Annotated in this window: 21 protein-coding genes and 1 tRNA gene; 18 read left to right on the top strand and 4 right to left on the bottom strand. The window is 66.0% G+C overall.

What is annotated here, in order from left to right; translation table 11 throughout:
- Positions 1-54 precede the first annotated feature (54 nt).
- From F595_RS0106755 to F595_RS0106695, 13 genes are all read left to right on the top strand, one after another.
- Positions 55-1,602 (top strand): FimV/HubP-related protein, encoded by a 1,548-nt coding sequence (locus F595_RS0106755; protein WP_156873817.1) that lies wholly within the window; start codon positions 55-57, stop codon positions 1,600-1,602.
- Positions 1,603-3,321, top strand: a complete 1,719-nt coding sequence (locus tag F595_RS0106750) for a type IV pilus assembly protein FimV (RefSeq protein ID WP_022956110.1) — start codon at positions 1,603-1,605, stop codon at positions 3,319-3,321.
- Positions 3,318-4,160, top strand: a complete 843-nt coding sequence (gene truA, locus F595_RS0106745) for a tRNA pseudouridine(38-40) synthase TruA (protein WP_022956109.1) — start codon at positions 3,318-3,320, stop codon at positions 4,158-4,160. The genes F595_RS0106750 and truA overlap by 4 nt, the downstream gene beginning before the upstream one ends.
- A 77-nt stretch (positions 4,161-4,237) precedes the next feature.
- Positions 4,238-5,263 carry a FimV/HubP-related protein gene (locus F595_RS0106740; protein WP_022956108.1) on the top strand — a complete coding sequence of 342 codons (1,026 nt, stop codon included), beginning with the start codon at positions 4,238-4,240 and terminating at the stop codon, positions 5,261-5,263.
- 132 nt (positions 5,264-5,395) lie between these two features.
- Positions 5,396-6,025 carry a phosphoribosylanthranilate isomerase gene (locus tag F595_RS0106735; RefSeq protein WP_022956107.1) on the top strand — a complete coding sequence of 210 codons (630 nt, stop codon included), beginning with the start codon at positions 5,396-5,398 and terminating at the stop codon, positions 6,023-6,025.
- Positions 6,022-7,248, top strand: coding sequence for a tryptophan synthase subunit beta (trpB, locus tag F595_RS0106730; RefSeq protein ID WP_022956106.1), 1,227 nt, complete (start codon positions 6,022-6,024; stop codon positions 7,246-7,248). The genes F595_RS0106735 and trpB overlap by 4 nt, the downstream gene beginning before the upstream one ends.
- A gap of 3 nt (positions 7,249-7,251) precedes the next feature.
- Positions 7,252-8,061: a tryptophan synthase subunit alpha gene (gene trpA / locus F595_RS0106725; protein WP_022956105.1), complete on the top strand. Its 810-nt coding sequence runs from the start codon at positions 7,252-7,254 to the stop codon at positions 8,059-8,061.
- Positions 8,062-8,100: 39 nt separating this feature from the next.
- The gene (accD, locus tag F595_RS0106720) at positions 8,101-8,964 is read left to right on the top strand and encodes an acetyl-CoA carboxylase, carboxyltransferase subunit beta (protein WP_022956104.1); all 864 of its coding nucleotides are present in this window, start codon (positions 8,101-8,103) and stop codon (positions 8,962-8,964) included.
- A gap of 51 nt (positions 8,965-9,015) precedes the next feature.
- Positions 9,016-10,290, top strand: a complete 1,275-nt coding sequence (folC, locus tag F595_RS0106715) for a bifunctional tetrahydrofolate synthase/dihydrofolate synthase (RefSeq protein ID WP_022956103.1) — start codon at positions 9,016-9,018, stop codon at positions 10,288-10,290.
- Between the two features lie 7 nt (positions 10,291-10,297).
- Positions 10,298-11,227 (top strand): SPOR domain-containing protein, encoded by a 930-nt coding sequence (locus F595_RS14180; protein ID WP_022956102.1) that lies wholly within the window; start codon positions 10,298-10,300, stop codon positions 11,225-11,227.
- Positions 11,228-11,315: 88 nt separating this feature from the next.
- Entirely contained in the window at positions 11,316-11,837 is a 522-nt protein-coding gene (locus F595_RS13155; protein WP_169446972.1) for a CvpA family protein, read from the top strand.
- Between the two features lie 10 nt (positions 11,838-11,847).
- Entirely contained in the window at positions 11,848-13,353 is a 1,506-nt protein-coding gene (purF, locus tag F595_RS0106700) for an amidophosphoribosyltransferase (protein WP_022956100.1), read from the top strand.
- Positions 13,354-13,380: 27 nt separating this feature from the next.
- Complete coding sequence (locus F595_RS0106695) at positions 13,381-14,589, top strand: O-succinylhomoserine sulfhydrylase (RefSeq protein ID WP_022956099.1); 1,209 nt, start codon at positions 13,381-13,383, stop codon at positions 14,587-14,589.
- Positions 14,590-14,598: 9 nt separating this feature from the next.
- On the opposite strand, the gene F595_RS14905 is transcribed toward F595_RS0106695, so the two are convergent.
- Positions 14,599-14,721 (bottom strand): hypothetical protein, encoded by a 123-nt coding sequence (locus tag F595_RS14905; RefSeq protein WP_265596739.1) that lies wholly within the window; start codon positions 14,719-14,721, stop codon positions 14,599-14,601.
- A gap of 253 nt (positions 14,722-14,974) precedes the next feature.
- Between F595_RS14905 and F595_RS0106685 the strand changes: the two genes are divergently transcribed.
- Together F595_RS0106685 and F595_RS13150 are read left to right on the top strand one after the other, a co-directional pair.
- Positions 14,975-15,051: transfer RNA gene (locus tag F595_RS0106685), tRNA-Val, on the top strand.
- Between the two features lie 164 nt (positions 15,052-15,215).
- Positions 15,216-16,445 carry an MBL fold metallo-hydrolase gene (locus tag F595_RS13150; protein WP_022956097.1) on the top strand — a complete coding sequence of 410 codons (1,230 nt, stop codon included), beginning with the start codon at positions 15,216-15,218 and terminating at the stop codon, positions 16,443-16,445.
- Here F595_RS13150 and F595_RS0106675 read toward each other — a convergent pair.
- Both F595_RS0106675 and F595_RS0106670 read right to left on the bottom strand, forming a co-directional pair.
- Positions 16,420-18,042 (bottom strand): phytoene desaturase family protein, encoded by a 1,623-nt coding sequence (locus F595_RS0106675; RefSeq protein ID WP_022956096.1) that lies wholly within the window; start codon positions 18,040-18,042, stop codon positions 16,420-16,422. The two genes, F595_RS13150 and F595_RS0106675, sit on opposite strands and share 26 nt — an antisense overlap.
- 100 nt (positions 18,043-18,142) lie before the next feature.
- A complete protein-coding gene (locus tag F595_RS0106670; RefSeq protein ID WP_169446970.1) occupies positions 18,143-18,838 on the bottom strand; it encodes a DUF2490 domain-containing protein in 696 nt (231 codons plus the stop codon).
- Between the two features lie 211 nt (positions 18,839-19,049).
- Here F595_RS0106670 and F595_RS0106665 point away from each other — a divergent pair, with 211 nt between their 5' ends.
- On the top strand, positions 19,050-19,475 hold the full coding sequence (locus F595_RS0106665) for a hypothetical protein (RefSeq protein WP_156873816.1): 426 nt from the start codon (positions 19,050-19,052) through the stop codon (positions 19,473-19,475).
- Positions 19,476-19,568: 93 nt separating this feature from the next.
- On the top strand, positions 19,569-21,026 hold the full coding sequence (locus F595_RS0106660) for a porin (protein ID WP_022956093.1): 1,458 nt from the start codon (positions 19,569-19,571) through the stop codon (positions 21,024-21,026).
- A 21-nt stretch (positions 21,027-21,047) separates the two neighbouring features.
- Here the strand turns inward: F595_RS0106660 and F595_RS0106655 are convergent, their stop codons facing one another.
- Entirely contained in the window at positions 21,048-21,428 is a 381-nt protein-coding gene (locus F595_RS0106655) for an MAPEG family protein (protein WP_022956092.1), read from the bottom strand.
- 450 nt (positions 21,429-21,878) lie between these two features.
- On the opposite strand from F595_RS0106655, the gene katG reads away from it, so the two are divergent.
- Positions 21,879-24,035 (top strand): catalase/peroxidase HPI, encoded by a 2,157-nt coding sequence (katG, locus tag F595_RS0106650; protein ID WP_407635949.1) that lies wholly within the window; start codon positions 21,879-21,881, stop codon positions 24,033-24,035.
- Positions 24,036-24,145: the final 110 nt, after the last annotated feature.

The raw sequence follows: 24,145 nt of genomic DNA, 5'->3' as shown, positions 1-24,145 counted from the left end.
GACTATCCCTGCGTTTGCCGCGATACGGCTGATAACAAGAACGGGAGTGGTGGCATGGCGCGTGCGGGCGTGTTGACGGCATTGGCTTCGGCTTGCCTGTTGAGTATTTCCGGTCCGGTCCTGGCATTGTCGCTGGGCACGCCGCAGGCGCGCTCGGCGCCGGGCGAGGCCCTGCGCCTGGCGATTCCGCTGGAGAATCTGGGCGGCGTGCTGCCGGCCGAGATCGACGTCAATCTGGCCTGGGCAGAAGATCATGCCCGCCTGGGCGTGCCGTATCCGGGTTGGGGCGAGCAGATGCGCTTCTACCTGATTCCGGATGCCCAGGCAGGTCGTGCCACGCTCTATGTCACCGCGCCGCAGACCATGTATACGCAGCAGGTGTCCTTCGTGCTGCGTCTGGTCTGGCCCGGCCGTCTGCTGCTGCAGCCGGTGACCGCGACCCTGGTTGATCCGGTGCGCGCCCAGCCCCTGGCAACGCGCCCGCAGCCCGTGCTTGCCCCTGCTCGCGTCGATGCCCCGGCAGTCGCTCAGACGGTGGTTGCTCCCGCGCCGTCTGCGACAGTGTCTGCCACGTTGCCGGCAGCCAGCACGCCAGTCTCGACTCCGGCCGTGACGGCAGCGACACCCGCACCGACCTCGTCTTTCGTCACGCCAGCGGCAACCGCTCCCGTGCTCGCCGAGCCGGCATTGCGCCCCTCGGTGTCGACCGCCGCCACGCAGCCAGCCGCTCCCGCTCCGGTAGCTGTGCCAGCCCCCGTGCCGGCGCCAGCAGTACCTGCGGCTGCGCCAGCTACTGCCCCGATGCCTGAACAACCGGTCAAGCCGGTGCCGAAGGCGACCGAGCCGGCAACGGTCGAGGCACCACGTGCTGCCGTGCCCGCCGCTCCGGTACAGCTGCCGCGTGATCCCAGTCTCGACCGCTTCAGTGATCTTTCGCAGAAGCGGCTTGCCGTGCGTCCCGGCGAGACCCTCAGCGGTCTGGCGGCACGCTGGGAGGAGTCCGGTCTCAATCTGCGTCAGCGCCAGCAGCTGATCGTGCAGAGCAATCCGCAGGCGTTCATCCAGGGCGACATCAACCGGCTGCGTGCCGATGCCGTGCTGACGCTGCCGGATCTTGGCCGCCTGCCCGAGCCTGAGCCGCTGACCACCACCGTCGATGTGCCACCAGCGCCGCCCGTCGAGTCGGCGGAGACCGGTCCCGACTCGGCCCGTCTCACGCTGGAAGCGCCAGGTGCCGACGCGGGGCAGGGGGGTGACGGCCAGAGCGAGGGCAGTGGAGGCAGCGGTGGCGGCATCACGGCGGCGCTGACCGAGGCCCGCAATCAGCGTGGCGAGCGTCTGCGCGAGCGTGACCAGCTGACCCGCCGCCTGCAGGAACTGACCACGCGTGCCGAGGAGCAGGATGCCCATCTGCAGTTTCTTGACCAGCGTCTGGCGCAGCTGAACGGCACTGCGCCGGCGCCGGCCGCCAGTGACGCGGCAGAGGCACCGGTGACAGGCTCGGCAGAGTCCGCGCCACGCCGTGAGGTCTGGCTGGCCGTTGCCGGCGGCACTGTGCTGGCGCTGCTGGCTGCCTGGTGGCGACGCCGGAGAAGTGTCTGAATGTCGACGCGTTTTCCAGGCCCGCTGATGCTGGCACTGCTGCTGGCACTCAGCCAGCCGGCCGCTGCCCTGGCCGTGATGGACATGCGTGTGATTTCGCAGTCCGGTCAGCCGATGCAGCTGGAGGTGGTGGTTGATGACCTGTTCGGTACCCGCGTCCAGGACCTGAGCGTGTCGGCGGCCTCTGCGGCCGATCATCAGCGCCTTGGCCTGACGCGCCCCGAGTGGCTGGATCAGCTGCGCTTCGAGGTCAGTCCGCTCGGTGCCGGCACGGCGCGCATCCTGGTGCTGGGTGAGCGACCGGTGTCCGAGGTGTCGGTGTCCTTCCTGCTCAAGCTGCAGTGGCCGGGTCATGTCCGCTTGCAGCAGATTGCCGCGAGCATTCCCGGTGCCGATGCCAGCGTCACGATTCCGGCCACGACACCTTCCCTGCCGCTGGCGTCGTCGCCGGATTCAGCCACGCCAGCACCATCCGCCCCGGTCACCGGCGCGCAGGGCTCCGCTGGCCAGACCGGCAGCGTCAGACCGGTGCTCAACGTGATTCCCTGGCGCGGACTGCAGGCCGAACTCGACATGCGTTCCGTGCCCATGCTGGTGCGTCCCGGTGACAGCCTGAGCCGGCTCGCGCAGGCCTGGGCGGCGGCGGATCTGACCCTGGCGCAGCGTCAGCAGCTGCTGGCACAAGCCAATCCCGATGCCTTCATTGCCGGCAGCATCCATCGTCTGCGTGTCGGTGCCACGCTGGTCATCCCGCATCGGGATGCGGTCACGGTGCCGTCACCGTCGGAGGCACTGCGCTGGTTGTCCAGCGACAAGCCGGCACTGACCCGGCCAGTGCTGCTCAGCCAGGATCTGCCTGGTGGCAGCACCATTCCGGCGTCGCCGGCAGCCCGCGCCGTGCAGGCAGCCGGCAGTGCTGCCGGCGAGCCGGTGTTGACACTGCTTGCACCGACGGCGGGCGAGTCCGGCCGTGCCGACGGGACAGCCACCACGAACGAGACCGGTGACGACCTGGCCATCGCGCATGCCCTGCAGTCGGCGCGGCTGCAGCATGCCAGCCTGCTGGCCGGCCAGTCGCGCCTGCGCGGCCAGCTGCAGGCGCTGACTGACGAGGCCGCCTCGCAGCGTCTCGAGCTGGAGGTGCTGGACGGGCATCTGCAGGCACTGCAAGGTGAGGTCCCGGCTGCTGTTCCGGCGCAATCATCCCCGCCAGCCGGGGAGGTCGAGCGGGAAGCCGGCACGCCGGCGGCGGTTTCATTCTGGCGTCAGGAGTTTTTCATGTGGAGCTGGGTGGCTGGTGCGCTGTTGCTGGTGTTGTGGTTGCTGTGGCGCATGCGCCGTCAGCAGGGCGCTGAGGCGTCGTCCGGCGAGGCGGAGGCAGTTGAGCCATCAGCTCCGGCAATGGCCGCATCCGTGGCGGCTTCAGCGGCACCGGCAGCTGTCATGGACCTCCCTGCGGCAGCCGATCTGGCACGGCCCACGGCCGAGAGCGAGGCCTGGCTGGCGCGGGCGGCGGAGTCGGTGTTCGATCCTGAGGAGGAGTACGACTTCCTCGTTGACGCTGACAGCGAGGCGCACCAGACCCGGCTCGACCTGGCCCTGGCCTATCTCGACATGCAGGAAAACGAGCCCGCCCGCGCCTTGCTGCAGCAGGTGCTGGCGGGGGGCAATGACAGCCAGCGCCAGCGTGCGCAGGAAATTCTGGGGCGCCTGGCGTGACTGAGTCGCTGTCGCCGGTGGTCGCGCATCCCGGCAACCAGCGCTACGCCATCGGCATCGAATACGATGGCCGCGCCTTTCGCGGCTGGCAGACCCAGCAGGCCGGCGTGCCCAGCGTGCAGGAGACCCTGGAGCGGGCCATCGCCCGCGTCGCCAACCATCCCGTGCATGTGCATGCGGCCGGGCGTACCGATGCCGGCGTGCATGGCTCGGGCATGATCGCGCACTTCGACAGCCCGTCGCCGCGCAGCGAACGCAGCTGGCTGATGGGCGTCAACACCGCGTTGCCGGAAGGGGTCAGCCTGCGCTGGATACAGCCTGTGGCGTCAGACTTCCATGCCCGTTTCAAGGCCGTGGCACGGCGCTACCACTACGTCATCTACAACCATCCGCGCCGTTCCAGCCTGCTCGCCGGGCGCGCCACCTGGCACTACCACCCGCTGCAGCTGGCGCCCATGCAGGAAGCCGCGCAGGCGCTGGTCGGCCGCCACGATTTCAGCGCCTTCCGTGCCGTCGCCTGCCAGTCCAACCGGCCGGTGCGTGATGTGCATTTTCTGCAGCTGGATCAGGAGGGGCCGCTGTTCCGCCTCGACATCCAGGCTGACGGCTTCCTGCATCACATGGTGCGCAACATCGCCGGCGTGCTGATGGCGATCGGGCAGGGCAGGATGCCGGTGTCGTGGGCTGCCGAGGTGCTGGCCAGTCGTGATCGCACCCTGGGCGGCGTGACCGCGCCACCGGACGGCCTCTACTTCGTGGATGCCTTGTATCCGTCGGGTTTCGATTTACCGCGTGAGCCGCTGGGGCCATTATGGATGGCCGGCTGGCCTGTTCGCTGAAAAAGCGCTTGCCGGCAGCCGTGTTTGATAACTATAAGACTGGAAACATTTCTTTTGTCGTTTTTAGGGAGTCTGTCATGAAGCGTTGTGTCCCTCAGGCTGCGCTGCTTGCTGCTGCGCTGGTTCTGGCCGCACCAGCCAGTGCGATCACGGTCTCGGGCATGTCGGCGTGGTCCGGTCCGAACGAGCCCCTGAAGATGGATATCGCGCTCGACGAGCTGGGTGCCGCCAAGCCCGGCGACGTGCGCGTGCGCGTGGCATCGGCTGCCGACCACGCCCGTCTCGGTCTGAGCCGTCCTGACTGGGCAGACTCCGTTCGTTTCACCGTGCTCGATGACGGCGGCAAGCTGGTGGCCCGAGCCCGTTCCGGCGAGTCAGTCGGTGACGGTCCGGTGACCTTCATCGTGGAGCTGCAGGCACTCGGCGGCGGTCGTCTGCAGCAGGTCTACTCCGCGCTGAACGGCTCGCCGCTGGCCTCGTCCTCGGCCAGCGAAGTGACCCGCAGCGAGCCGGCGCCCCGTGCCAGCAGCCCGTCCTATGTCGAAGGCGAGCCGGTGAGCAAGCCCAAGCCGCGCATGTCGGCCCCCAAGCCGTCGCGTCCGAAGCCGGCTCCCGTGGCCGCGCCTGAGCCGGCGCCTGCCGCCGCCCCGGCTGTCGAGATCACCACCGAGCCTGTTGCCGCCGCCGCTCCGGCGACTGCCGAACCTGCCGTGGTTGTCGCCAGCAACGTTGACATGTCGGCCCCGGCCACCGGCCAGCCGGAGACCCTGGAAGCCCTGCAGCAGGAACGTGCCGTGGTGCAGACCCAGCTCCAGGACGCCCAGGCCATGGTGGCCCAGTTCGAGGCCCGTCTGCAGGCTCTGGATGCGCGCGAGACCGAACTCAATGCCGCTGCCAATCCCGATGCTGCCACCACGGATGTGGCTGTGGACGAGGTGGTGACGGAGGACGTGGCCAGCGAGCCGGCTGCAGAACCGGCTCCTGCCGAGTCTGCCTCCGGTCGTGCACCGCACGAGGTGTTCTCGATCGTCATGCTGGCCTTCATCGGCCTCATCCTGCTCGGCATCTTCGCCGTCAACAGCCTGATGGCGCGTCGCAAGTAAGACGCTCCCGTCGATGCCGGAACGGGGCCCCAGGGCCCCGTTCCGCATTTGCCTGCTTCGTGCGCTGACGGGCGGGCAATGCCTTTGCTACACTCGCGAACTTCCGCTTTTCCGGACTGAACCGCCTTGTCCATGCCTGCCGCTACCCGTACCCGTGTCAAGATGTGTGGCATCACACGGTTGTGCGATGCCCGGGCGGCAGTGGCGGCCGGTGCCGATGCCATCGGTTTCGTCTTCCATGCCCCCAGTCCGCGTGCCGTGACGCCGGCACAGGCCGCTGCCATCGTGGCGGCGCTGCCGCCGTTCGTGACCACGGTCGGTCTGTTCGTTGACGCTGACGAAGCCCGGATTCGCGATACGCTGGCCCGGGTTCCGCTGGCGCTGCTGCAGTTCCATGGGGATGAAACAGATGCCGAGTGCGCACGCTACGGCCGGCCCTGGATCAAGGCGCTGCGCGTGCATGCGGACCTCGATGTGGCGGCGGCGATGGCGGCGCACCCGGGCGCCAGCGGCATTCTGCTGGATGCCTGGCATCCGGAGCAGCATGGCGGCACCGGCCTGTGCTTCGACTGGCAGAAGATGCCGGCGACGGCCGAGCGGCCGCTGATCCTGGCTGGCGGTCTGACCCCGGACAATGTGGCTGACGCCATCCGTCAGACGCGACCCTATGCTGTAGATGTGAGTGGTGGCATCGAGCAGGCCAAGGGCCTCAAGGATGTCCACCGAATTCAGGCCTTTATGGCAGGAGTAGCTTCCGCATGAAATCGTCCCATCCGCCCATCGACTACGCCCAGTTCCCGGATCCGCACGGGCGCTTCGGCCGTCATGGCGGTCGTTTTGTCTCCGAGACCCTGATGGCGGCGCTGGATGACCTTGATCAGCTCTATGCTCGCCTCAAGAATGATCCGGCCTTCGTGGCCGAGTTCGATCACGACCTGGCCCAGTACGTCGGCCGACCGTCGCCGCTCTACCACGCCGAACGCTGGAGCCGCGAACTCGGCGGTGCGCAGATCTACCTCAAGCGCGAAGACCTGAATCACACCGGCGCGCACAAGATCAACAACACCATCGGCCAGGCCCTGCTCGCCAAGCTCTCCGGCAAGACCCGTGTCATCGCCGAGACCGGTGCCGGCCAGCATGGTGTCGCCACCGCCACCATCGCGGCCCGTCTGGGCATGGAGTGCGTGGTCTACATGGGTGCCGAGGACGTGGTGCGTCAGGCTCCCAACGTGCAGCGCATGAAGCTGCTCGGTGCCACCGTGGTACCGGTGACCTCCGGCTCGCGCACGCTCAAGGATGCACTCAACGAAGCCATGCGTGACTGGGTCACCAACGTCGACAACACCTTCTACATCATCGGAACCGTGGCCGGTCCGCACCCGTACCCGATGCTGGTGCGCGACTTCCAGTCGGTGATCGGTCGCGAGGCGCGCCGCCAGTGCCTGGCCCAGACCGGGCGTCTGCCCGATGCCCTGGTTGCCTGCGTCGGTGGCGGATCCAATGCCATCGGCCTGTTCCATCCCTTCCTCGCTGACACCGATGTCGCCATCTACGGCGTCGAGGCGGCGGGTCACGGCATCATGGCCGGGGCAGGGCAGCACTCGGCGCCGCTCAATGCCGGTCGCATCGGTGTGCTGCACGGCAACCGCACCTACCTGATGAGCGATGACAACGGCCAGATCATCGAGACGCATTCGGTGTCTGCCGGTCTCGACTATCCCGGCGTCGGTCCCGAGCACAGCTGGCTCAAGGACATCGGTCGCGTCGACTACGTCGCCATCAACGATCAGGAAGCACTGGCCGGCTTTCATCGCCTGACGCGCACGGAGGGCATCATCCCGGCACTGGAGTCCAGCCACGCGCTGGCCTATGTCGAGAAGCTGGCACCCACGATGCGTCCTGACCAGATCATCATCTGCAATCTTTCCGGACGCGGTGACAAGGACCTGCTCACCGTCGCCGGCCTGACACCACACGAGGGGTGAGCCGTGAGCCGTCTATCCACCTGTTTCCAGAAGCTCAAGGCGCAAGGTCGCAAGGCCCTGATTCCCTACGTGGTCGCGGGTGATCCCGAGCCTGGCGTCACGGTTGCCACCCTGCATGCGCTGGTCGCGGCTGGTGCCGACATCCTCGAGCTCGGCGTGCCGTTCTCCGACCCCATGGCCGATGGTCCGACCATCACCCTGGGTCATGAGCGTGCCCTGCGTCACCAGGTCAGCCTGCATGACGTGCTGGCCATGGTGCGCGAGTTCCGCCACCGTGATGCCGACACGCCTGTCGTGCTCATGGGGTACCTGAACCCGGTCGAGATCACCGGCTACGGCCGTTTTGCCGAGCTGGCCGCGGCCGCTGGCGTTGACGGCGTGCTCACCGTCGATCTGCCGCCGGAAGAGGCCGAGGAATTCAATGTCGAACTGCGTGCGCAGCACATTGATCCCATCTATTTGTTAGCTCCGACCACAACTTTGACGCGTGCGGCGAGGATTGCCGCCGCTGCCAGCGGCTATGTTTACTACGTGTCGCTGAAGGGTGTGACCGGCGCCGGCACGCTCGATACCGACGCCGTGGCCGAACGCATCAAGGCGCTGCGCGGTGTCACCGATTTGCCCATCGGAGTGGGTTTTGGTATCAAGGATCCGGAGTCCGCAGCGGCGGTCGCCCGTCATGCCGATGGCGTGGTGGTCGGCTCGGTGCTGGTGCAGCGTGCCGGCGAACTGGCTGCCACACCCGATGAAGTGCCTGCCGCGCTGGCCGCCATTCTGGCACCCTTGCGTCAGGCCATTGATCAGGTCAAATGACCGGCGTGACCCGTTGCGGGCATGTTCAGGAGTGCTGAGATGAGTTCAAACTGGCTGGAGCGCATCCTGCCCAACGTCGGCGAGTCCACGGCCGAACGTCGTGCCTCGGTGCCGGAAGGCCTGTGGCGCAAGTGCCCCAAGTGCGAGACCATCCTCTATCAGGCTGAGGTCGAGCGCAATCAGCACGTCTGTCCCAAGTGTCAGCATCATCTGCGCATCAGTGCCCGTCAGCGCATCGAGCTCACCCTGGATGCCGACGGTCGCGAGGAGCTGGCCACCGAGCTCGAGCCGGTCGACATCCTCCGTTTCAAGGACTCCAAGCGTTACGCGGACCGGCTCAGCGCGGCGCAGGGCGAGACTGGCGAGAAGGATGCGCTGGTGGTCGTCAAGGGCACGCTGAACCAGCTGCCGGTGGTGGTTGCCGCCTTCGAGTTCGACTTCATGGGCGGCTCCATGGGCTCGGTGGTGGGCGGTCGCTTTGTCGCCGCCGCCGAATACTGTCTGGCCAATCGCGTGCCGCTGATCTGCTTCGCCGCCTCCGGCGGTGCCCGCATGCAGGAAGCCCTGTTCTCGCTGATGCAGATGGCGCGCACCTCGGCGGCACTGGAACGCCTGCGCGAGGCCGGCATTCCCTATGTTTCGGTGCTCACCGATCCGGTCTATGGCGGGGTTTCCGCCAGCCTGGCCATGCTCGGTGACATCAATGCCGCCGAGCCCAATGCCCTGATCGGCTTCGCCGGCCCGCGCGTGATCGAGCAGACCGTGCGCCAGAAGCTGCCGGAGGGCTTCCAGCGCTCCGAGTTCCTGCTGGCTCACGGCACGGTGGACATCATCATTCACCGTCACGAGATGCGTGACACGCTGTTCCGGCTGCTTGCCAAGTTCATGCACTTCCCGGTGTGACACCTCTGCGCGCCCTGCGGGGCGCGTTCTGCTTCAAGTGGTTTTCCCCTCATGGTCTTTTCTTCTGTTCCGGTCTGGTTGCAGGCACTTGAACAACGACATCCACTGGCTATCGAGCTGGGCCTGGAGCGCGTCGGCCAGGTCGCCCGGCGTCTTGATCTGCTGCACTGGGACATCCCGGTCATCACCGTGGCAGGCACCAACGGCAAAGGCTCGACGGTCGCCACGTTGCGTGCGGTGGCCGCCGCAGCGGGCTGGCGGGCAGGCGTCTATACCTCGCCGCATCTGCTGCGCTTCCACGAGCGCATGGTGTTTGCCGGCGAGGAGATCCGCGATGACCAGCTGCACGCGGCACTGGAGGCCGTCGAGGCTGCGCGCGGTGACGTCAGCCTTACCTATTTCGAGCACACCACGCTGGCGGCGTTCTGGTGGTTTCGTCAATGCCAGCCGGATCTGCTGATTCTCGAGATCGGTCTGGGCGGTCGTCTGGATGTGGTTAACCTGATCGATCCGACGGTTGCCGTCATCACCAGTGTCGATCTTGATCATCAGGCATTTCTCGGCGATACCCGCGCCGAGATCGCCCGTGAAAAGGCTGGCATCGTGCGTGACGGCCGGCCGGTGGTGCTGGGCGAGAGTGATCCCGAGCCGGGCATGCTGGCGCAGATCGCGGCCCGGGGCTGTCCGGTCTGGCAGGCCGGACGCGATTTCAGCGTTCGCGACACCGACGTGATGTCCGCGAGTGGCAGGGGCCTGACCTGGTGCTGGCAGGGTCGTGACGTCATCCTAGCCGATCTGCCGCGTCCGGCGGTGGCCGTGGCCAATGCCGCCACCGCACTGGCGGCGTTGGCGGCGCTTGCCGAGGTCGGTGGTCCGCAGGTCACGGTGGATGCCGTACGTGCCGGCCTTGCCGGCGTGCAGCTGGCGGGTCGCTGTCAGCGTCTGCCGGGTCAGCCCGAGGTCTGGCTGGACGTCGGGCACAATCCGCATGGCGTGCGCTTTCTCTGGCAGCAGCTGCCGGTGCCCCGACCGGGGCAGGACACGCATGCCGTGCTGGCCATGCTCGCCGACAAGGACATCCCCGGCGTGATTGCCGCCAGTCGGGGTCATGTCCGGCACTGGTGGCTGGCCGGTCTGGATGTGCCGCGCGGCGCGTCGGCACAGCTTCTGGCCGAGTGCCTGCAGAATGCCGGCATCTCCCCGGCCGGTGTGCACGAGACCGTGCAGGATGCCCTGCAGGCCGCTCGCCAGCAGGCGCGCGAGGGCGATAGAATTGTCGTCTTTGGTTCCTTTCATACCGTGGGCGCCGTTTTGGCGATCGAGTGAGCAAGTCATGGATCTCGCAGTGAAGCAACGCATTCTCGGGGGTGTGGTGCTGGTGGCCGGTGCTGTGCTTTTTCTGCCGCTGCTGCTTGAAGGCGCCGGTGTGCGCGCCCTTCAGCCGCCAGCCGCACCGGTTGCGCCCAAGGTGCCTGACACGGCCGCGCTGGCCCCGGCCATCACGCATGAGGCTGCCGCCCTCGAGGCTGACATCAGCGCCAGCCATGGCGAACCCACGTTCTATCCGGTACAGCCGCCGACGGTCACGGTGCCGGCCCCCGAGCCCGCGGTCGAACAGCAGTTCCGCATGGTGACGCCATCGGCCGCTCCTGCGCCGGCCACGGCCCCTGCCGCTGCGGTCGAGCAAGCGGCGCCAGTGGTACCGGCAAAACCGGCAGTGGTCGAGCCTGCTGCTGCCGCTGCCTCGACGGCCAAGCCGGATGCGGCTGCCAGCGCGGCAGCGGCCAAGGCAAAGGCTGACGCCGATGCCCGCGCCAAGGCCGAGGCGGCTGCCAAGGCCAGGGCGGAAGCCGACGCCAAGGCCGCTCAGGCCCGAATGAGTGCCGACGCTCTGGCCAAGGCCAAGGCCGACGCGGCAGCCAAGGCAAAGGCCAAGGCGGAGGCAGAAGCCCGTGCCAAGGCTGAAGCGGCTGCCAAGGCGAAGGCGGCGGCCAGCAAACCGGCGGTCGCCGAGGCCGATCCGGCAGCTGCCCAGGCCTGGGTGGTTCAGGTGGCCAGCCTGTCCAGCAAGGCCAAGGCTGACGAGCTGGTGGCGACGTTGCGCGCCAAGGGCTATCGCGCCGGCATCGGCGGGCAGGAGGGGGCATGGCGGGTCAGCATCGGCCCCGAACTGGATCGTGCCGTGGCCGAGTCGGTGAAGTCGCGCGTGGCTGCGGATCCTGCCCTCAAGCTGTCTGGCTGGATCCAGGCCTATCGCCCGTAAAACCCGGCACGGGCAATGACGCTGGCGATCGTGGTTTGCTATCATGCGCGCCTTCGCGGGCTGTTGCCGCGTCTCTGAGACCGCATCCTTGCATTCTGCCGATCTCGTCATTCTGTGTGTGCTGACGCTGTCGCTGGTCTACGGCTTTGTTCGCGGCTTTGCCCGCGAGATCATTGCCCTGACAGGCTGGTTTGCCGCCGTGCTGGTGGCGCGCTGGTACAACGAACCGGTGGGCGCGCTGCTGGCGACCTGGGTCGAGACCCCGTCACTGCGCCTCCTCGCGTCCTATGGCAGCCTGTTCTTCGGCACCTTGCTGGTGTTCGGCCTGCTGGCCCAGCTGGTGAGCTTCCTCATCAGCGAGACGGCGCTGAGCCTGCCCAACCGTTTTCTGGGCGGTGTCTTCGGCGCCGGCCGCGGCATCGTGCTGGTGCTTGTCGCCCTGGTGCTGATGGCACCCTTCGTCAAGGACGATGCCTGGTTCAAGGATTCGTCGCTGCCGACGTTCTTCCTGCAATACGAGCCGCTGGTTCGCCAGCTCAAGGACCAAGCCTACACACTGGTCCGTGTTGAACAGCCGACGATGTCGACTCTGTCGTCGTCACAGCCCTGAAGAGGTCACCATGTGCGGAATCGTAGCAATCGCTGGCAAGTCACCGGTCAACCAGTCCCTCTATGATGCCCTGACCATGCTCCAGCACCGTGGCCAGGATGCCGCCGGCATCGTCACCACCGAGGGCAGCCGACTGTTCCTACGCAAGGACAACGGCATGGTGCGCGACGTTTTCCATACCCGTCACATGCTGCGACTGGCCGGCAACTTCGGCATCGGTCACGTGCGCTACCCAACGGCCGGTTCGTCGAGCTCGGCCGAGGCACAGCCGTTCTACGTAAATTCGCCCTATGGCATCACGCTGGCCCACAACGGCAACCTGACCAATGCCCACAAGCTGGCGGGCGAGATCTTCCGCACCGATCTGCGCCACGTGAACACCGACTCCGACTCGGAAGTCCTGCTCAACGTGTTCGCCCACGAGCTGCAGAGCCGCGGCAAGATCGTGCCCTCGGTGGATGACGTGTTCGCCGCCGTCAGCGGCGTGCACACGCGCTGCAAGGGTGCCTATGCCGTGGTGGTGATGATCACCGGCTACGGCATCGTAGGTTTCCGCGACCCCAACGGCATCCGTCCCATCATCTACGGCGAGCGCGACACCCCGGAAGGCAAGGAATACATCATTGCCTCCGAGTCGGTGGCGATCACCTCGCTGGGCTTTCGCGTGGTGCGTGACCTGGCACCGGGCGAAGCCGTGTTCATCAGCAACAGCGGCCAGCTGCACACCCGCCAGTGCGCCGACAACCCCGTCTATGCGCCGTGCATCTTCGAGTACGTCTACTTCGCGCGCCCGGACTCCATCATCGACAACATCTCGGTGTACAAGGCGCGTCTGCGCATGGGCGAGAAGCTGGCCGCGACCATACGCCGCGACTACCCGGATCTGCACATCGACGTGGTCATGCCGATCCCGGACACCAGCCGCACCGCCGCGCTGGAGCTGGCCAACCAGCTCAACGTGAAGTACCGCGAAGGCTTCATGAAGAACCGCTACATCGGCCGCACCTTCATCATGCCCGGCCAGGGCCAGCGCAAGAAGTCGGTGCGCCAGAAGCTGAATCCGATCGAGCTGGAGTTTGCCGGCAAGAACGTCATGCTGGTCGACGACTCCATCGTGCGCGGCACGACCTGCCGCGAGATCATCCAGATGGCGCGCGATGCCGGTGCCAGCAAGGTCTATTTCGCGTCGGCGGCGCCGGCCGTGAAATACCCCAACGTGTACGGCATCGACATGCCGGCCAAGGCCGAGCTGATTGCCCATGGCCGTACCGATCAGGAAGTCTGCGACCTCATCGGTGCCGATGCGCTGATCTACCAGAAGCTGGACGACCTGATCGCCGCCGCGCGTGAAGGCAACCCGGACATCCAGCAGTTCGACTGCTCGGTGTTCACCGGCGAGTACATCACCGGCGACATCGACGAACGCTATCTGGACGATCTGCAGGCCTCGCGCAATGATCAGGCCAAGATCGGCAAGGGCCAGGGTGCCACCATCGTCGACCTCGCCAACGGGTGAGTCGGGCAGCAGCAGGGGAGTCAGCAGATGTCAGCGAATCAGGATCCGGTCAACGACATTGCCGGCTTTGACACCGACGCGGTGCGGGCCGGCAACTACCGCAGCGAGCAGGGCGAGCATTCCGAGGCGCTGTTCCTGACCTCGTCATTCGTCTTCAAGTCCGCTGCCGAGGCGGCGGCACGTTTCGGTGGCAGCGAGCCCGGCAACATCTATTCGCGCTTCACCAACCCCACCGTGCGCGGTTTCGAGCAGCGCCTGGCGGCACTGGAAGGTGGCGAGCGCTGCGTCGCCACGGCCTCCGGCATGGCTGCCATCCTGGCCATGGTGCTGGGGCTGCTCAAGGCGGGCGACGAGGTGGTTGCCTCGCAGAGCCTGTTCGGCACCACCAACGTGCTGTTCGACAAGTATGCCGGCAAATTCGGCATCAAGACCCGTTTCGTGCCGCTCGCCGACCTGTCGGCCTGGCAGGCGGCAATCACGCCGGCAACGCGCCTGTTCTTCGTCGAGAGCCCGAGCAATCCGCTCGGCGAGCTGGTCGACATTGCCGCGCTGTCCGACATCGCGCACGCACATGGCGTGCTGCTGGCCGTCGACAACTGCTTCTGCACACCGGCACTGCAGCGTCCGCTGGCGCTGGGCGCGGATCTGGTCATCCACTCCGCCACCAAGTACCTGGACGGGCAGGGCCGCTGCCTGGGCGGCGCGGTGGTCGGTCCGCATGCCCTGCTGGAAGAGATCTACGGCGTGGTGCGCACCTGCGGCCCCAGCCTCAGCCCGTTCAATGCCTGGGTGTTCCTGAAGGGGCTGGAGACCCTGCGTCTGCGCATGGATGCCCATGCCGCCAGCGCCCTGCGTCTGGCCACCTGGCTGGAGGCCCAGCCGGAAGTCGCCGCCGTGCATTACCCGGGCCTGGCATCGCACCCGCAGCATGCGCTGGCGGCACGCCAGCAGCGCGGCTTCGGCGGCGTGCTCTCGTTCGAGGTCAGGCCGCGTGACGGCGAGACCGCCCGCGATGCCGCCTGGCGCTTCATCGATGCCACCCGCATCCTCTCCATCACGGCCAATCTGGGCGACACCAAGTCCACGGTCACCCATCCCGGCACCACCACGCACGGGCGTCTGAGTCCCGAGGCCAAGGCGGCGGCGCGCATCAGCGACGGCCTGATCCGCATTGCCGTGGGTCTGGAAGACATCGATGACCTGATTGCCGACTGCGCGCGCGGGCTGCGCGGCTGAGCGTTCCGGCTAGCGTGACCCGGCGCTTCTGTCCGGGGCTGGCGACTTGCGCCTGCTGGCGAGCAGGGCAGGCAGAAAACCCAGCACCCCGATGACCAGGGTGGCGATACCCATCAGGTAACCTTCCGGCATGACGCGCGCTCCAGTGAGGGGGACAGTGCTGACGCTAGTGCAATTCCGGGCGCGCGTGTTGCGCTGTCGGACGAGCATCAGGTTCGCTGCGCGCGAGCCCGCACCCGCAGCGTGTTCCGCAAAAATCCAGCGCTGTTCGTCCTGATCGCGATCAATCGCCATAATTTTCGCCAGTCGACACGAAACCGGGTTGTATGTGGCAAGGCGCTTGGGTAAGATGCGCTCCACTTTCAGGGACACCTGAAACGACCTCAGGCGCTTAGCTCAGTTGGTTAGAGCACCACCTTGACATGGTGGGGGTCAGCAGTTCGAGTCTGCTAGTGCCTACCAATTCCGAAACCCGCTGGCGCCCTGCGCCAGCGGGTTTTTCGTTTCTGGCGCGGCAGAGGACGATCGTTGCCCAACCGGATGCTGACCCGTGCCGGTCTCGCGCACTGGAAAGCACGACGGCATGGGCTACACTGCTCCCAAAAACGCGCCGGGAGACGACCGCGATGCTGCTCAGACAGACCATGATCATCGCCCTGTCACTCATCATCGCCACCGGATGCAACACCGATGACGCGGACAGCAGCCAGCGTCAGCCCCTGATGCGGAACGCCGGCGACGTTGCTCCGGCGGACTGGCAGCCACTGCCTTCCGCACCGGCACTGGATGCCGAGACCCGGGCAGCGCGGTTGCGAATCCTGGGGGATACCGGCGAGGACCCGAGCCGGGTGAAGCTGTGGTGGGCGGGAGTATCCACGTTCATTGTCGCCATCGGTGGCCACCTCGTGCTGCTGGATGCCTGGGAGGTGGTAGGGGTTCACAAGGGCTATGTGCCCGTTAGCCGTGACGACCTTGTCGCTCTCAAGCCGGAGGCCATCTTCATCGGTCACGGCCATTTCGATCACGCAGCGGATGCAAGGTATGTCGCGAGCCGGACGGGGGCGGCACTGGTCGCAGGCTCATCGGTGTGCGATGCGGCGCGCGCGGATGCCGCCGCGAATCCGTCCGCCCGGCCCTTTGCCTGCCTGGATCTGGGAACGGATGCCGGAAACCCCGCCGGTACCGTGTTTCCCGTGCGCGTGTTCAGAGACCTCGCCGATATCCAGATCATCAAGCACAGCCATTCTGCCGCGGATCCGGCCTCGCTGCTGCAGGGAGGCATGCCGCTGGCGTACACGCCCGAGCTGATTCCCTTCCTGCTGTCACTGAACACGGATGTGTCCGAAACGCTCTCCTTCCTGCTGACGCTGCCAGACGATGGTGGCGTTGGTCAGCCCGAAGGGGGGACCTGGGCCTATCATTTCCGTGTCGGCCGGTTTTTCCTGCTGTGGAATGATTCGACCGGAGAAATGCCGGAAAATGATCCGCAGGCCGATGCCATCCGCGACGCGATCAGATCTCTGCCGGAATGCGTGGATGTTCATGTCGAGGCGGCACGCTCAACGCTGTTCATCCCCAACCATCATGACGCCTGGTTCCCGGTCATCGGCGGTGGCGCGGCTGCGTATGAAACGCAATGGCGGGCGGCGCTGAACACCCTGCCACAGCCACCGCAGCTGGACTACGTGCGCGACCCGGAAGACTACCTGAAGGTCAGGTCATTCACCGTCAACGACCCCAGTGGCAGGGGTCGGGAGCGTGCCGGCAATGACTCATGGCACTGGCCAGGCACCCCGCCAACGGCCATCAGTGACCCGCTGAGCCGGCTCGTTACTGCCCGCCCATCACGCGCTTGAGCACGCGCAGAACTTTCAGTCCGCCCACCGCCTGGGCGGTCAGCACGCCGCCCATCATGGCGCCAACCACGCCGCAGGACATGATGTCCTGGCCGGTCAGCCAGAGTCCGGGAATGCGCGTGCGCGGCGTCAGCCAGTGCTGCGCGAAGCGTTCGGGCGTGTGGTCGATGCCGTACAGCTCGCCCCGGGCATAGGCGTTGAAGTGCTGGCTGGACAGCGGCGTGGAGATTTCCCAGTAGTCGATGCGACCGCGCAGCTGCGGCAGCTTCTCCAGCATGACCTCGAGAATGCGTTCACCCAGGGCCTGCTTGAAGGCCTCGTAGTCCTCGCCACGCTGTCCCCACGTGCTGCCATCCCAGCGCTCGAACCAGGCGAAGGGAGCGGGCGCCACCACCTCGATGGTCGCCGTGCCGGGGTGACGATTGGCATAGTCCGGGTCCTTGGCGGACGGGAACGAGACATAGACCACCGGCAGCGGAGCGGACGGATCCTGCTCGAAGCGCTGCAGATCGCCTTCGTAGTCCGCGCTCGGGTAGATCCAGAAATTGCTGCGCGGGAGTCCCAGCGCCTCGGCGGTCTCCTTCAGTCCGATGTACAGACCGACATGGGCCATGCTCGGCGTCACCTGTCTGAGCAGCCGGTCATATCCGCTGCGCGTCACGGCATCCGGTGGCAGCAGACGCTGGAAGGTGTTCATCACGCCCGCCGAGGAAATCACGCAGGGGGCGAGGATGCGTTCGCCGTCGGCCATCAACACGCCGCAGGCCTTGCCGTTCTCGATCAGGATCTGCTGCACGCGGGCATAGGTGAAAACCTCGCCGCCACTGGCCTGGATACGCGGAATGATGGTCTCGGCAATACGCCAGCTGCCGCCGACCGGGTAGAAGCCGCCATGCAGGTAGTGACGGGCGATGAGGGCGTGGATGATGAAGGACGAGCGTGCCGGCGGCAGGCCAAGATCACCCCACTGGCCGGTCAGCACGGCGATCAGCGTGGCGTTGCCGGTGAGCTCCTCGAGCACGTCGCGCGTGGTGCGGTGAAAGCTGTCTGGCAGCAGGCGACGCAGAACCGGCTGGACCAGCTTGAGCTGGCCCGGGCTGAGCAGGCGCGACAGGGCAAAGCCGCGCATGCCGCTACTGACCTCGGCGAGCAGCTCCAGGTAACGGTCGATCGCCGCCACCTCGTCGGGGAAATGCCGGACCAGGTTGTCGCGGAACTCCGCCTTGCCGGCAACTGCCTCGAAAGTCTGGTCGCCGAGAAAGAAACGGTCGTAGACCGCATCCATCGCTGCCCACTGCAGCTGCCCCTGGCTCAGGTGGTCCATGAGGCGACGGGCCGTGGTGGCCGCCCCCATGTCGCCGATGTAGTGAACCCCGACATCCCATTCATAGCCGTTGCGGGCATAGCTGTGGGTGTAGCCGCCAGCGGTGTAGTGCTGCTCGAGCACGGCCACCTTCCAGCCGATGTCGGCGAGCAGCGCGGCCGTGGTCAGCCCGCCAATGCCGGAGCCGATCACCAGGGCATCGTAGGGACCCTCAAGGCGATTGGCGCGGTAGCGGCGGCCGATGCGCAGGGTGCTGGGCGTGAGTGCGGACATGACGAAAAGCTCCGGCAAGACAGGCGGGATGCCCGATCATGGCACAGCCGGGGGTGCTGCGTGGAATCTCCGCAGTGCCGTTCCCCTCGCGCAGCGGTTGTCACCAGCGCGTGATCAGGGCGACCTGCAGCACGTGGTTGCGGGTATCGTCCGCACGGCCCTGCAGCCACTGGTTCAGGTAGCCCACCTCGGCATCCACCGAGGGCGAGAACTTGCGACCCAGACCCGCGTAGGCACGATTCTGGTCGAACACCCGGTCATTCAGTGCCTCGCGACCACTCAGCGTCAGGAAGATCTCGTTCTGCAGCGCGACATAGTTCGGCCCGCTCAGCGGCAGGGTGGTGCGCACCATGTAGCGCAAGCGATCCGACGTCGTGGTGTCCCCGCTGGCCAGCTCGATGCGGCGCTGCTCGAGGCGCAGGCGATGCGTCAGGGGCAGGCTGGCCACGGTGTCGCGGCGGCTGAGCTGCTGCCAGGTGCGCTGCTCGGTCAGGCTGTCGCCGCTGTCGGGGTGCGTGATCACGTGCGCATAGCCGGCCACGATCTGATGGCGGTCGTCCAGCTGCCAGGCGAGTCCGGCGCGGGCCAGCACGTTGCGGACCTGATCGGCGTTGTCGCTGCTGCGCACCTGCAGGTCCGATATCACGCTGAGCCGGTCGCTCAGGGTCGCGGTGTTGAACCAGGCACCCCAGACCAGTTCGTCATCAATGGTCGCGGCGCGAACGGGCAGGGCGCTGGTGACGCCCGCCAGCAGGCCCAGCATTGCCAGCGCATGGCCTGGCTGCCTGCGAGGCACGGGGCGAGATGCGTTGGTGGTGGAGGTTGAAAGGGGAGCGGTTCTCCGTGGCATGGCGGCGTCCTACGATGTCGTTGGTCATGACAGAACGATGACATCCTCATGACGATCCTGTGTCTGTCTTTTCGCGGACATCAGGATCTGTCTTTCAGCAGATCATCACGACGCAGGATGATTCTCTAATGGCTCCGTGAGCTCACGGAGACTTGTCATGAAAACGCGACCCGCCCCATCGATGCTGGCAGCCCTTGCCTTGCTCGTTTCCTCCACCGCGATTGCCAGCCCGGTGATCCATCAGGAGCCTGCCGGAACCCTGTATGACCCGATGACCGAGTTTGTCGTCGATACCCGTTCCAACACTGCCTGGGTCAGCCTGTACGCCTTCCGCACCTTTTCGGAAGACCCTTACCTGCGCCGCATCACCGTCAATGGCCTGCGTTATGACCCAGCTGCCGGTCAGGTGATGCTGGCCACGGCGGGGGGCGAGGTGGCATGCGGCTCGGTGGCGCGTCGCGGCGTCGGCCCGTTCAAGACCACGCACGTCGTGCCCAGCGGCAAGTGCGAGCTGTCGGCGGTCATCGACGAACGCGGCAGCCGCAATCCGTCCCTGACCGTCCGCCTGGTGGCGGCAGGCTGATGTTCCCCTCTGTCCGCTGATCCCGAAACCCTCTTGGCCGGGTGTGTCCAGTCAGCCACCCGGCCTTTTTTTACCTGTCACAGGATGCTACGCATGCGACAACTTACCCGTTCCCTGTCCTGTTTCGCGCTCTGCCTGGGCTCCGGCCTGGCGCTGGCGCAGACCTCGGGCGCGATTGACCTCTACATGGATGCCAAGACCCGTCAGCTTTTCGCCGAGCCCGGTGACGGACGCATCAAGCTGGGCAGTTTCCGCCCGGTCGATGCCGCTGCCGAGGCGACGGCAGCATCACGGTTGGCAGATGCCGCGACGTCCTCATCGGCCCCGTCAGCCGTCACGGCAGCCGCCGCCGCACCGGCAGCGGCCAAGCCATCGGGCAGTCGCCCCTCGGTCCAGGTGCGCGGTTATGTCCAGGCGCGCTACAGCGACATCCTCTCCGGTGACGAAGGCGTTGATCTGTGGACGGATCGCTCGGTCGGGGATGCCGATTCCATCAATGGCGACAGCTTCCTCATCCGGCGCGGCCGGCTGGTGTTCTCCAGCGACGTCAATGACCACCTCAGCGTCTACATCCAGCCCGACTTCGCCTCGACGTCAGGCACCACCGGCAACGTGCTGCAGCTTCGCGACGCCTATGCCGACGTGAATGTCGACACGGCCAAGGTGCACCGATTCCGCGTCGGTCAGTCCAAGGTGCCGTTCGGCTTCGAGAACCTGCAGTCGAGCCAGAACCGTCTCACGCTGGATCGTGCCGATGCCCTCAACAGCGGGGTGCGTGATGAGCGCGACACCGGGGTGTTCTACTACTACACGCCGCAGCCGGTGCAGAAGCTGTTCCAGGAGATCCAGCAGGCTGGCCTCAAGCATTCAGGCAACTACGGCATGATCGGCTACGGGGTCTACAACGGCCAGGGTGCCAATCGCCGCGACACCAACGATACCCTGCACCAGGTCGCCCGGGTCAGCATTCCGTTCAAGGCCGCTGGCGGGCAGTTCTATGAGCTGGGCGTGCAGGGGTACCGCGGCAAGTTCGTGCCGAGCACGGGCAAGTTCACGGGCCTCAACGGTGTCAGAGAGCAAGACGTCAATCGTCTCAGAACAGACGCCCGCTTCCGCAAAGGCTTCGACGATGAGCGCGTCGGTGTCAGCGCGATTCTCTACCCGCAGCCGTTCGGTCTGCAGGCGGAGTGGAACTGGGGCACCAGCCCCGGTCTCGATCTGGCAACGCGGACCATCGACGAGCGTGACATCGAGGGTGGCTACATTCAGGCCATGTACCAGTTCAAGCGTGGCAAGGAGCAGGTGCTCATGCCATTCGTGAAATGGCAGAGCTTCGACGGCTACAACAAGGCCGAGACCAACGCACCGCGCAATCGCGTCAACGACTGGGAGTTCGGTCTCGAGTGGCAGTTCAATCGCCAGCTCGAACTGACGGCGGTCTACCACCAGATGGATCGCAACAACCTGGTCACCGGCAACCGTGCCGACAAGCCGGATTACGCCGCTTTTGACAGCGACGCTCTGCGTCTGCAGCTGCAGTACAGCTTCTGAGGCCGGCTGGCGCGACCAGCGTCAGAAGCCGATCAGCACCAACGCGACCGTGCAGGCCAGGGCCCCTGTCCACACCAGCGAACGCAGGCTGGCACGGTCGCTGACATAGCACCAGGCATAGATCAGGCGCAGGGCGATGAAGCCCAGCGCCAGGGCGTCAACCTGGTGTTGCGGCGCCTGCAGCTGGTGCGCAATCACCACGGCAGCAAAGAAGCCCGGCAGCGCTTCATAGGTATTCTGCTCGGCCCAGCGTGCGCGCATTGCCTTGCCTTGCACCGTGGCAAGAAACTCGCGCGGGTTGCGGTTGTCACGCGGACGGAAGCCCGAGCTGAGCTTGGCATAGCCGGCCAGCAGCACGGGAAGGAAAAAGCCAAAGACGACACAGAGGTAGGCGAGAGTCATGACGGGGCTCCGGAAAAGGATGTCTCGACTATAGTGATATCTGCGCCACGATCCAGTGGCCTGATTATGTCCTGCGTCTGTCCATGCAATAGAAATCCTCTATCAACAACAGAAAAACAATCAATTACACATTGTTCCGGCAATCCGTAGGATGAATGAGCACGGGCGCTTCAGGTACAAGGCAATTTCTTGCCGAACCCGGTTGCACGAATGGCATTGCCGTTCTTCGGTCACCTGATCCGGTTGTCGGAGTCGTTGCAGGCGCCATAACAAACCGATGTAGGATTGGTCATCGAGGGCTGTCGCCGACAGTGACCACGGATTGCAGCACACACAGAACAAGCACAACTCAGCGAGGTACATGTCATGAACAGAAAAGCCCTGGTCGTCGCTATTGCGATGGCGCTGTCCCCGATGGTCATGGCCAAGCCGGCACCGGCATCGCCTGCCATGACCGGTGCGGCCGCATCCAACGTGTCGCCGCAATTCTGGTGGCCGGACAAGCTGGATCTTTCACCCTTGCGCCAGCATGGCGCGGAATCCAATCCCCTCGACCCGAACTTCAACTATGCCAAGGCGTTTGCCAGCCTGGACCTGGCCGCCGTCAAGAAGGACATCGAGCAGGTTCTGACGACCTCGCAGCCGTGGTGGCCGGCTGACTACGGCAACTACGGCCCGTTTTTCATCCGCATGGCCTGGCACAGTGCCGGCACCTACCGCGTGTCGGACGGACGTGGCGGTGCCGGTGGTGGCCAGCTGCGTTTCGAACCACTCAACAGCTGGCCGGACAACACCAACCTCGACAAGGCACGCCGCCTGCTCTGGCCGGTCAAGCAGAAGTACGGCCGCAACCTGTCCTGGGCCGACCTGATGGTGCTGACCGGCAACGTCTCCCTGGAGTCCATGGGCTTCAAGACCTTCGGCTTCGCCGGTGGTCGTGAAGATGACTGGGAGCCGGATCTGGTTTACTGGGGTCCGGAAACCAGGTTCCTGGATGACAAGCGCTACAAGGGTGATCGCCAGCTCGAGAAGCCGCTGGCAGCGGTCCAGATGGGCCTGATCTACGTCAACCCGGAAGGTCCGAACGGCAATCCCGATCCGCTGGCCGCCGCGCGTGACATCCGCGAGACCTTCGGTCGCATGGCCATGAACGACGAGGAAACCGTGGCGCTGATCGCCGGCGGACACACTTTCGGCAAGGCCCATGGCGCTCATGATCCGTCCAAATGCCTGGGACCCGAGCCGGCTGCCGCCACGCTCGAGGAGCAGGGTCTGGGCTGGAAGAACAGCTGTGGCAAGGGCCACTCGGAAGACACCGTCACCAGCGGTCTCGAAGGTGCCTGGACCGCAGCGCCCACGCGCTGGACCATGATGTACCTGACCAACCTGTATGCCTTTGACTGGGTCAAGTCCAAGAGCCCGACCGGCGGTACCCAGTGGGTGCCGAAGAATGCCGATCAGGTGAAGAACGTGCCGGATGCCCACATCCCGGGCAAGCTGCATGCCCCGATCATGTTCACCACCGACCTGGCACTGCGCATGGATCCGGCCTACGACAAGATCAGCCGCCGCTTCCTGGCCAATCCCAAGGAGTTTGAGCTCGCTTTCGCCAAGGCCTGGTTCAAGCTGACTCATCGTGACCTCGGTCCGGTGGCGCGCTATGTCGGCACCGAGGTGCCCAAGGAAACCCTGATCTGGCAGGATCCGATCCCTGCCGTCGACCATGCCCTGGTGGATGCCGCCGACATCGCGTCACTGAAGAGCCGCATTCTCGCCTCGGGTCTGACCGGTCCGGAGCTGGTGCGCACGGCCTGGGCCTCGGCATCCAGCTTCCGGGGTACCGACATGCGTGGCGGCGCCAACGGTGCGCGCATCCGCCTGGCACCGATGAAGGACTGGGAGGCGAACAATCCGCGCGAGCTGGCCAAGGTGCTGGCCAAGCTGGAGCGCATCCAGAAGGACTTCAACAAGGCCCAGGCCGGTGGCAAGAAAGTGTCGCTGGCGGACCTGATCGTGCTCGGCGGTGCTGCAGCCATCGAGCAGGCTGCCGGGAAGGCCGGGCAGAAGGTCTCGGTGCCGTTCGTGCCGGGTCGCATGGATGCCTCCCAGGCCCAGACTGACGTGGCTTCGTTCTCGGTGCTGGAGCCCGGTGCTGACGGCTTCCGCAACTACTTCAGCAAGAGCGAGCACCGTTCGCCAACCACCATGCTGGTCGATCGTGCCAACCTGCTGACGCTGACGGTGCCGGAAATGACCGCCCTGGTCGGTGGCCTGCGCGTGCTCAACGCCAATGCCGGCCAGTCTGCGCATGGCGTCCTCACCAGTCGCCCGGGGGTGCTGAGCAATGACTTCTTCGTCAATCTGCTCGACATGTCGACGCAGTGGCGCAAGTCGGGCAAGGGCGAGGGCCTGTACGAAGGGGTTGATCGTGCCAGCGGCGCCCTGAAGTGGACGGCCACCCCGGTGGATCTGGCCTTCGGTTCCAGCTCCGAGCTGCGCGCAGTGGCCGAGGTGTATGGCGCTGCCGACGGTCAGGCCAAGTTCGTTGCGGACTTCGTCAAGGCCTGGAACAAGGTCATGACGCTGGATCGCTTCGATCTGAAGTAAGCCGTGCCCGGCATCCTTCGCGATGCCGGGTCATGCCCCTGCACAAGGCGGCAACTCCGGTTGCCGCCTTTTTCATGCTCGCCGGAAGCGGGCCTGCCGCCTCGGTGGCA

The organism is Perlucidibaca piscinae DSM 21586, assembly GCF_000420045.1.
GTDB classification, from domain to species: Bacteria; Pseudomonadota; Gammaproteobacteria; order Pseudomonadales; family Moraxellaceae; genus Perlucidibaca; species Perlucidibaca piscinae.
The sequence above is the reverse complement of the archived record's forward strand: the minus strand, read 5'-3'. Positions and strand labels throughout refer to the sequence as shown.

Excerpts from the sequence above, each read along its gene's own strand:
- F595_RS0106735 (WP_022956107.1), top strand. The coding sequence starts at position 5,396 with ATGCCTGCCGCTACCCGTACCCGTGTCAAGATGTGTGGCATCACACGG.
- purF (WP_022956100.1), top strand. The coding sequence starts at position 11,848 with ATGTGCGGAATCGTAGCAATCGCTGGCAAGTCACCGGTCAACCAGTCC.
- F595_RS0106740 (WP_022956108.1), top strand. The coding sequence starts at position 4,238 with ATGAAGCGTTGTGTCCCTCAGGCTGCGCTGCTTGCTGCTGCGCTGGTT.
- trpB (WP_022956106.1), top strand. The coding sequence starts at position 6,022 with ATGAAATCGTCCCATCCGCCCATCGACTACGCCCAGTTCCCGGATCCG.
- F595_RS13150 (WP_022956097.1), top strand. The coding sequence starts at position 15,216 with ATGCTGCTCAGACAGACCATGATCATCGCCCTGTCACTCATCATCGCC.
- folC (WP_022956103.1), top strand. The coding sequence starts at position 9,016 with ATGGTCTTTTCTTCTGTTCCGGTCTGGTTGCAGGCACTTGAACAACGA.
- F595_RS14180 (WP_022956102.1), top strand. The coding sequence starts at position 10,298 with ATGGATCTCGCAGTGAAGCAACGCATTCTCGGGGGTGTGGTGCTGGTG.
- F595_RS0106755 (WP_156873817.1), top strand. The coding sequence starts at position 55 with ATGGCGCGTGCGGGCGTGTTGACGGCATTGGCTTCGGCTTGCCTGTTG.
- F595_RS0106660 (WP_022956093.1), top strand. The coding sequence starts at position 19,569 with ATGCGACAACTTACCCGTTCCCTGTCCTGTTTCGCGCTCTGCCTGGGC.
- F595_RS0106695 (WP_022956099.1), top strand. The coding sequence starts at position 13,381 with ATGTCAGCGAATCAGGATCCGGTCAACGACATTGCCGGCTTTGACACC.
- F595_RS0106665 (WP_156873816.1), top strand. The coding sequence starts at position 19,050 with ATGAAAACGCGACCCGCCCCATCGATGCTGGCAGCCCTTGCCTTGCTC.
- accD (WP_022956104.1), top strand. The coding sequence starts at position 8,101 with ATGAGTTCAAACTGGCTGGAGCGCATCCTGCCCAACGTCGGCGAGTCC.
- F595_RS14905 (WP_265596739.1), bottom strand. The coding sequence starts at position 14,721 with ATGCCGGAAGGTTACCTGATGGGTATCGCCACCCTGGTCATCGGGGTG.
- F595_RS0106675 (WP_022956096.1), bottom strand. The coding sequence starts at position 18,042 with ATGTCCGCACTCACGCCCAGCACCCTGCGCATCGGCCGCCGCTACCGC.
- F595_RS0106750 (WP_022956110.1), top strand. The coding sequence starts at position 1,603 with ATGTCGACGCGTTTTCCAGGCCCGCTGATGCTGGCACTGCTGCTGGCA.
- F595_RS0106655 (WP_022956092.1), bottom strand. The coding sequence starts at position 21,428 with ATGACTCTCGCCTACCTCTGTGTCGTCTTTGGCTTTTTCCTTCCCGTG.
- katG (WP_407635949.1), top strand. The coding sequence starts at position 21,879 with ATGACCGGTGCGGCCGCATCCAACGTGTCGCCGCAATTCTGGTGGCCG.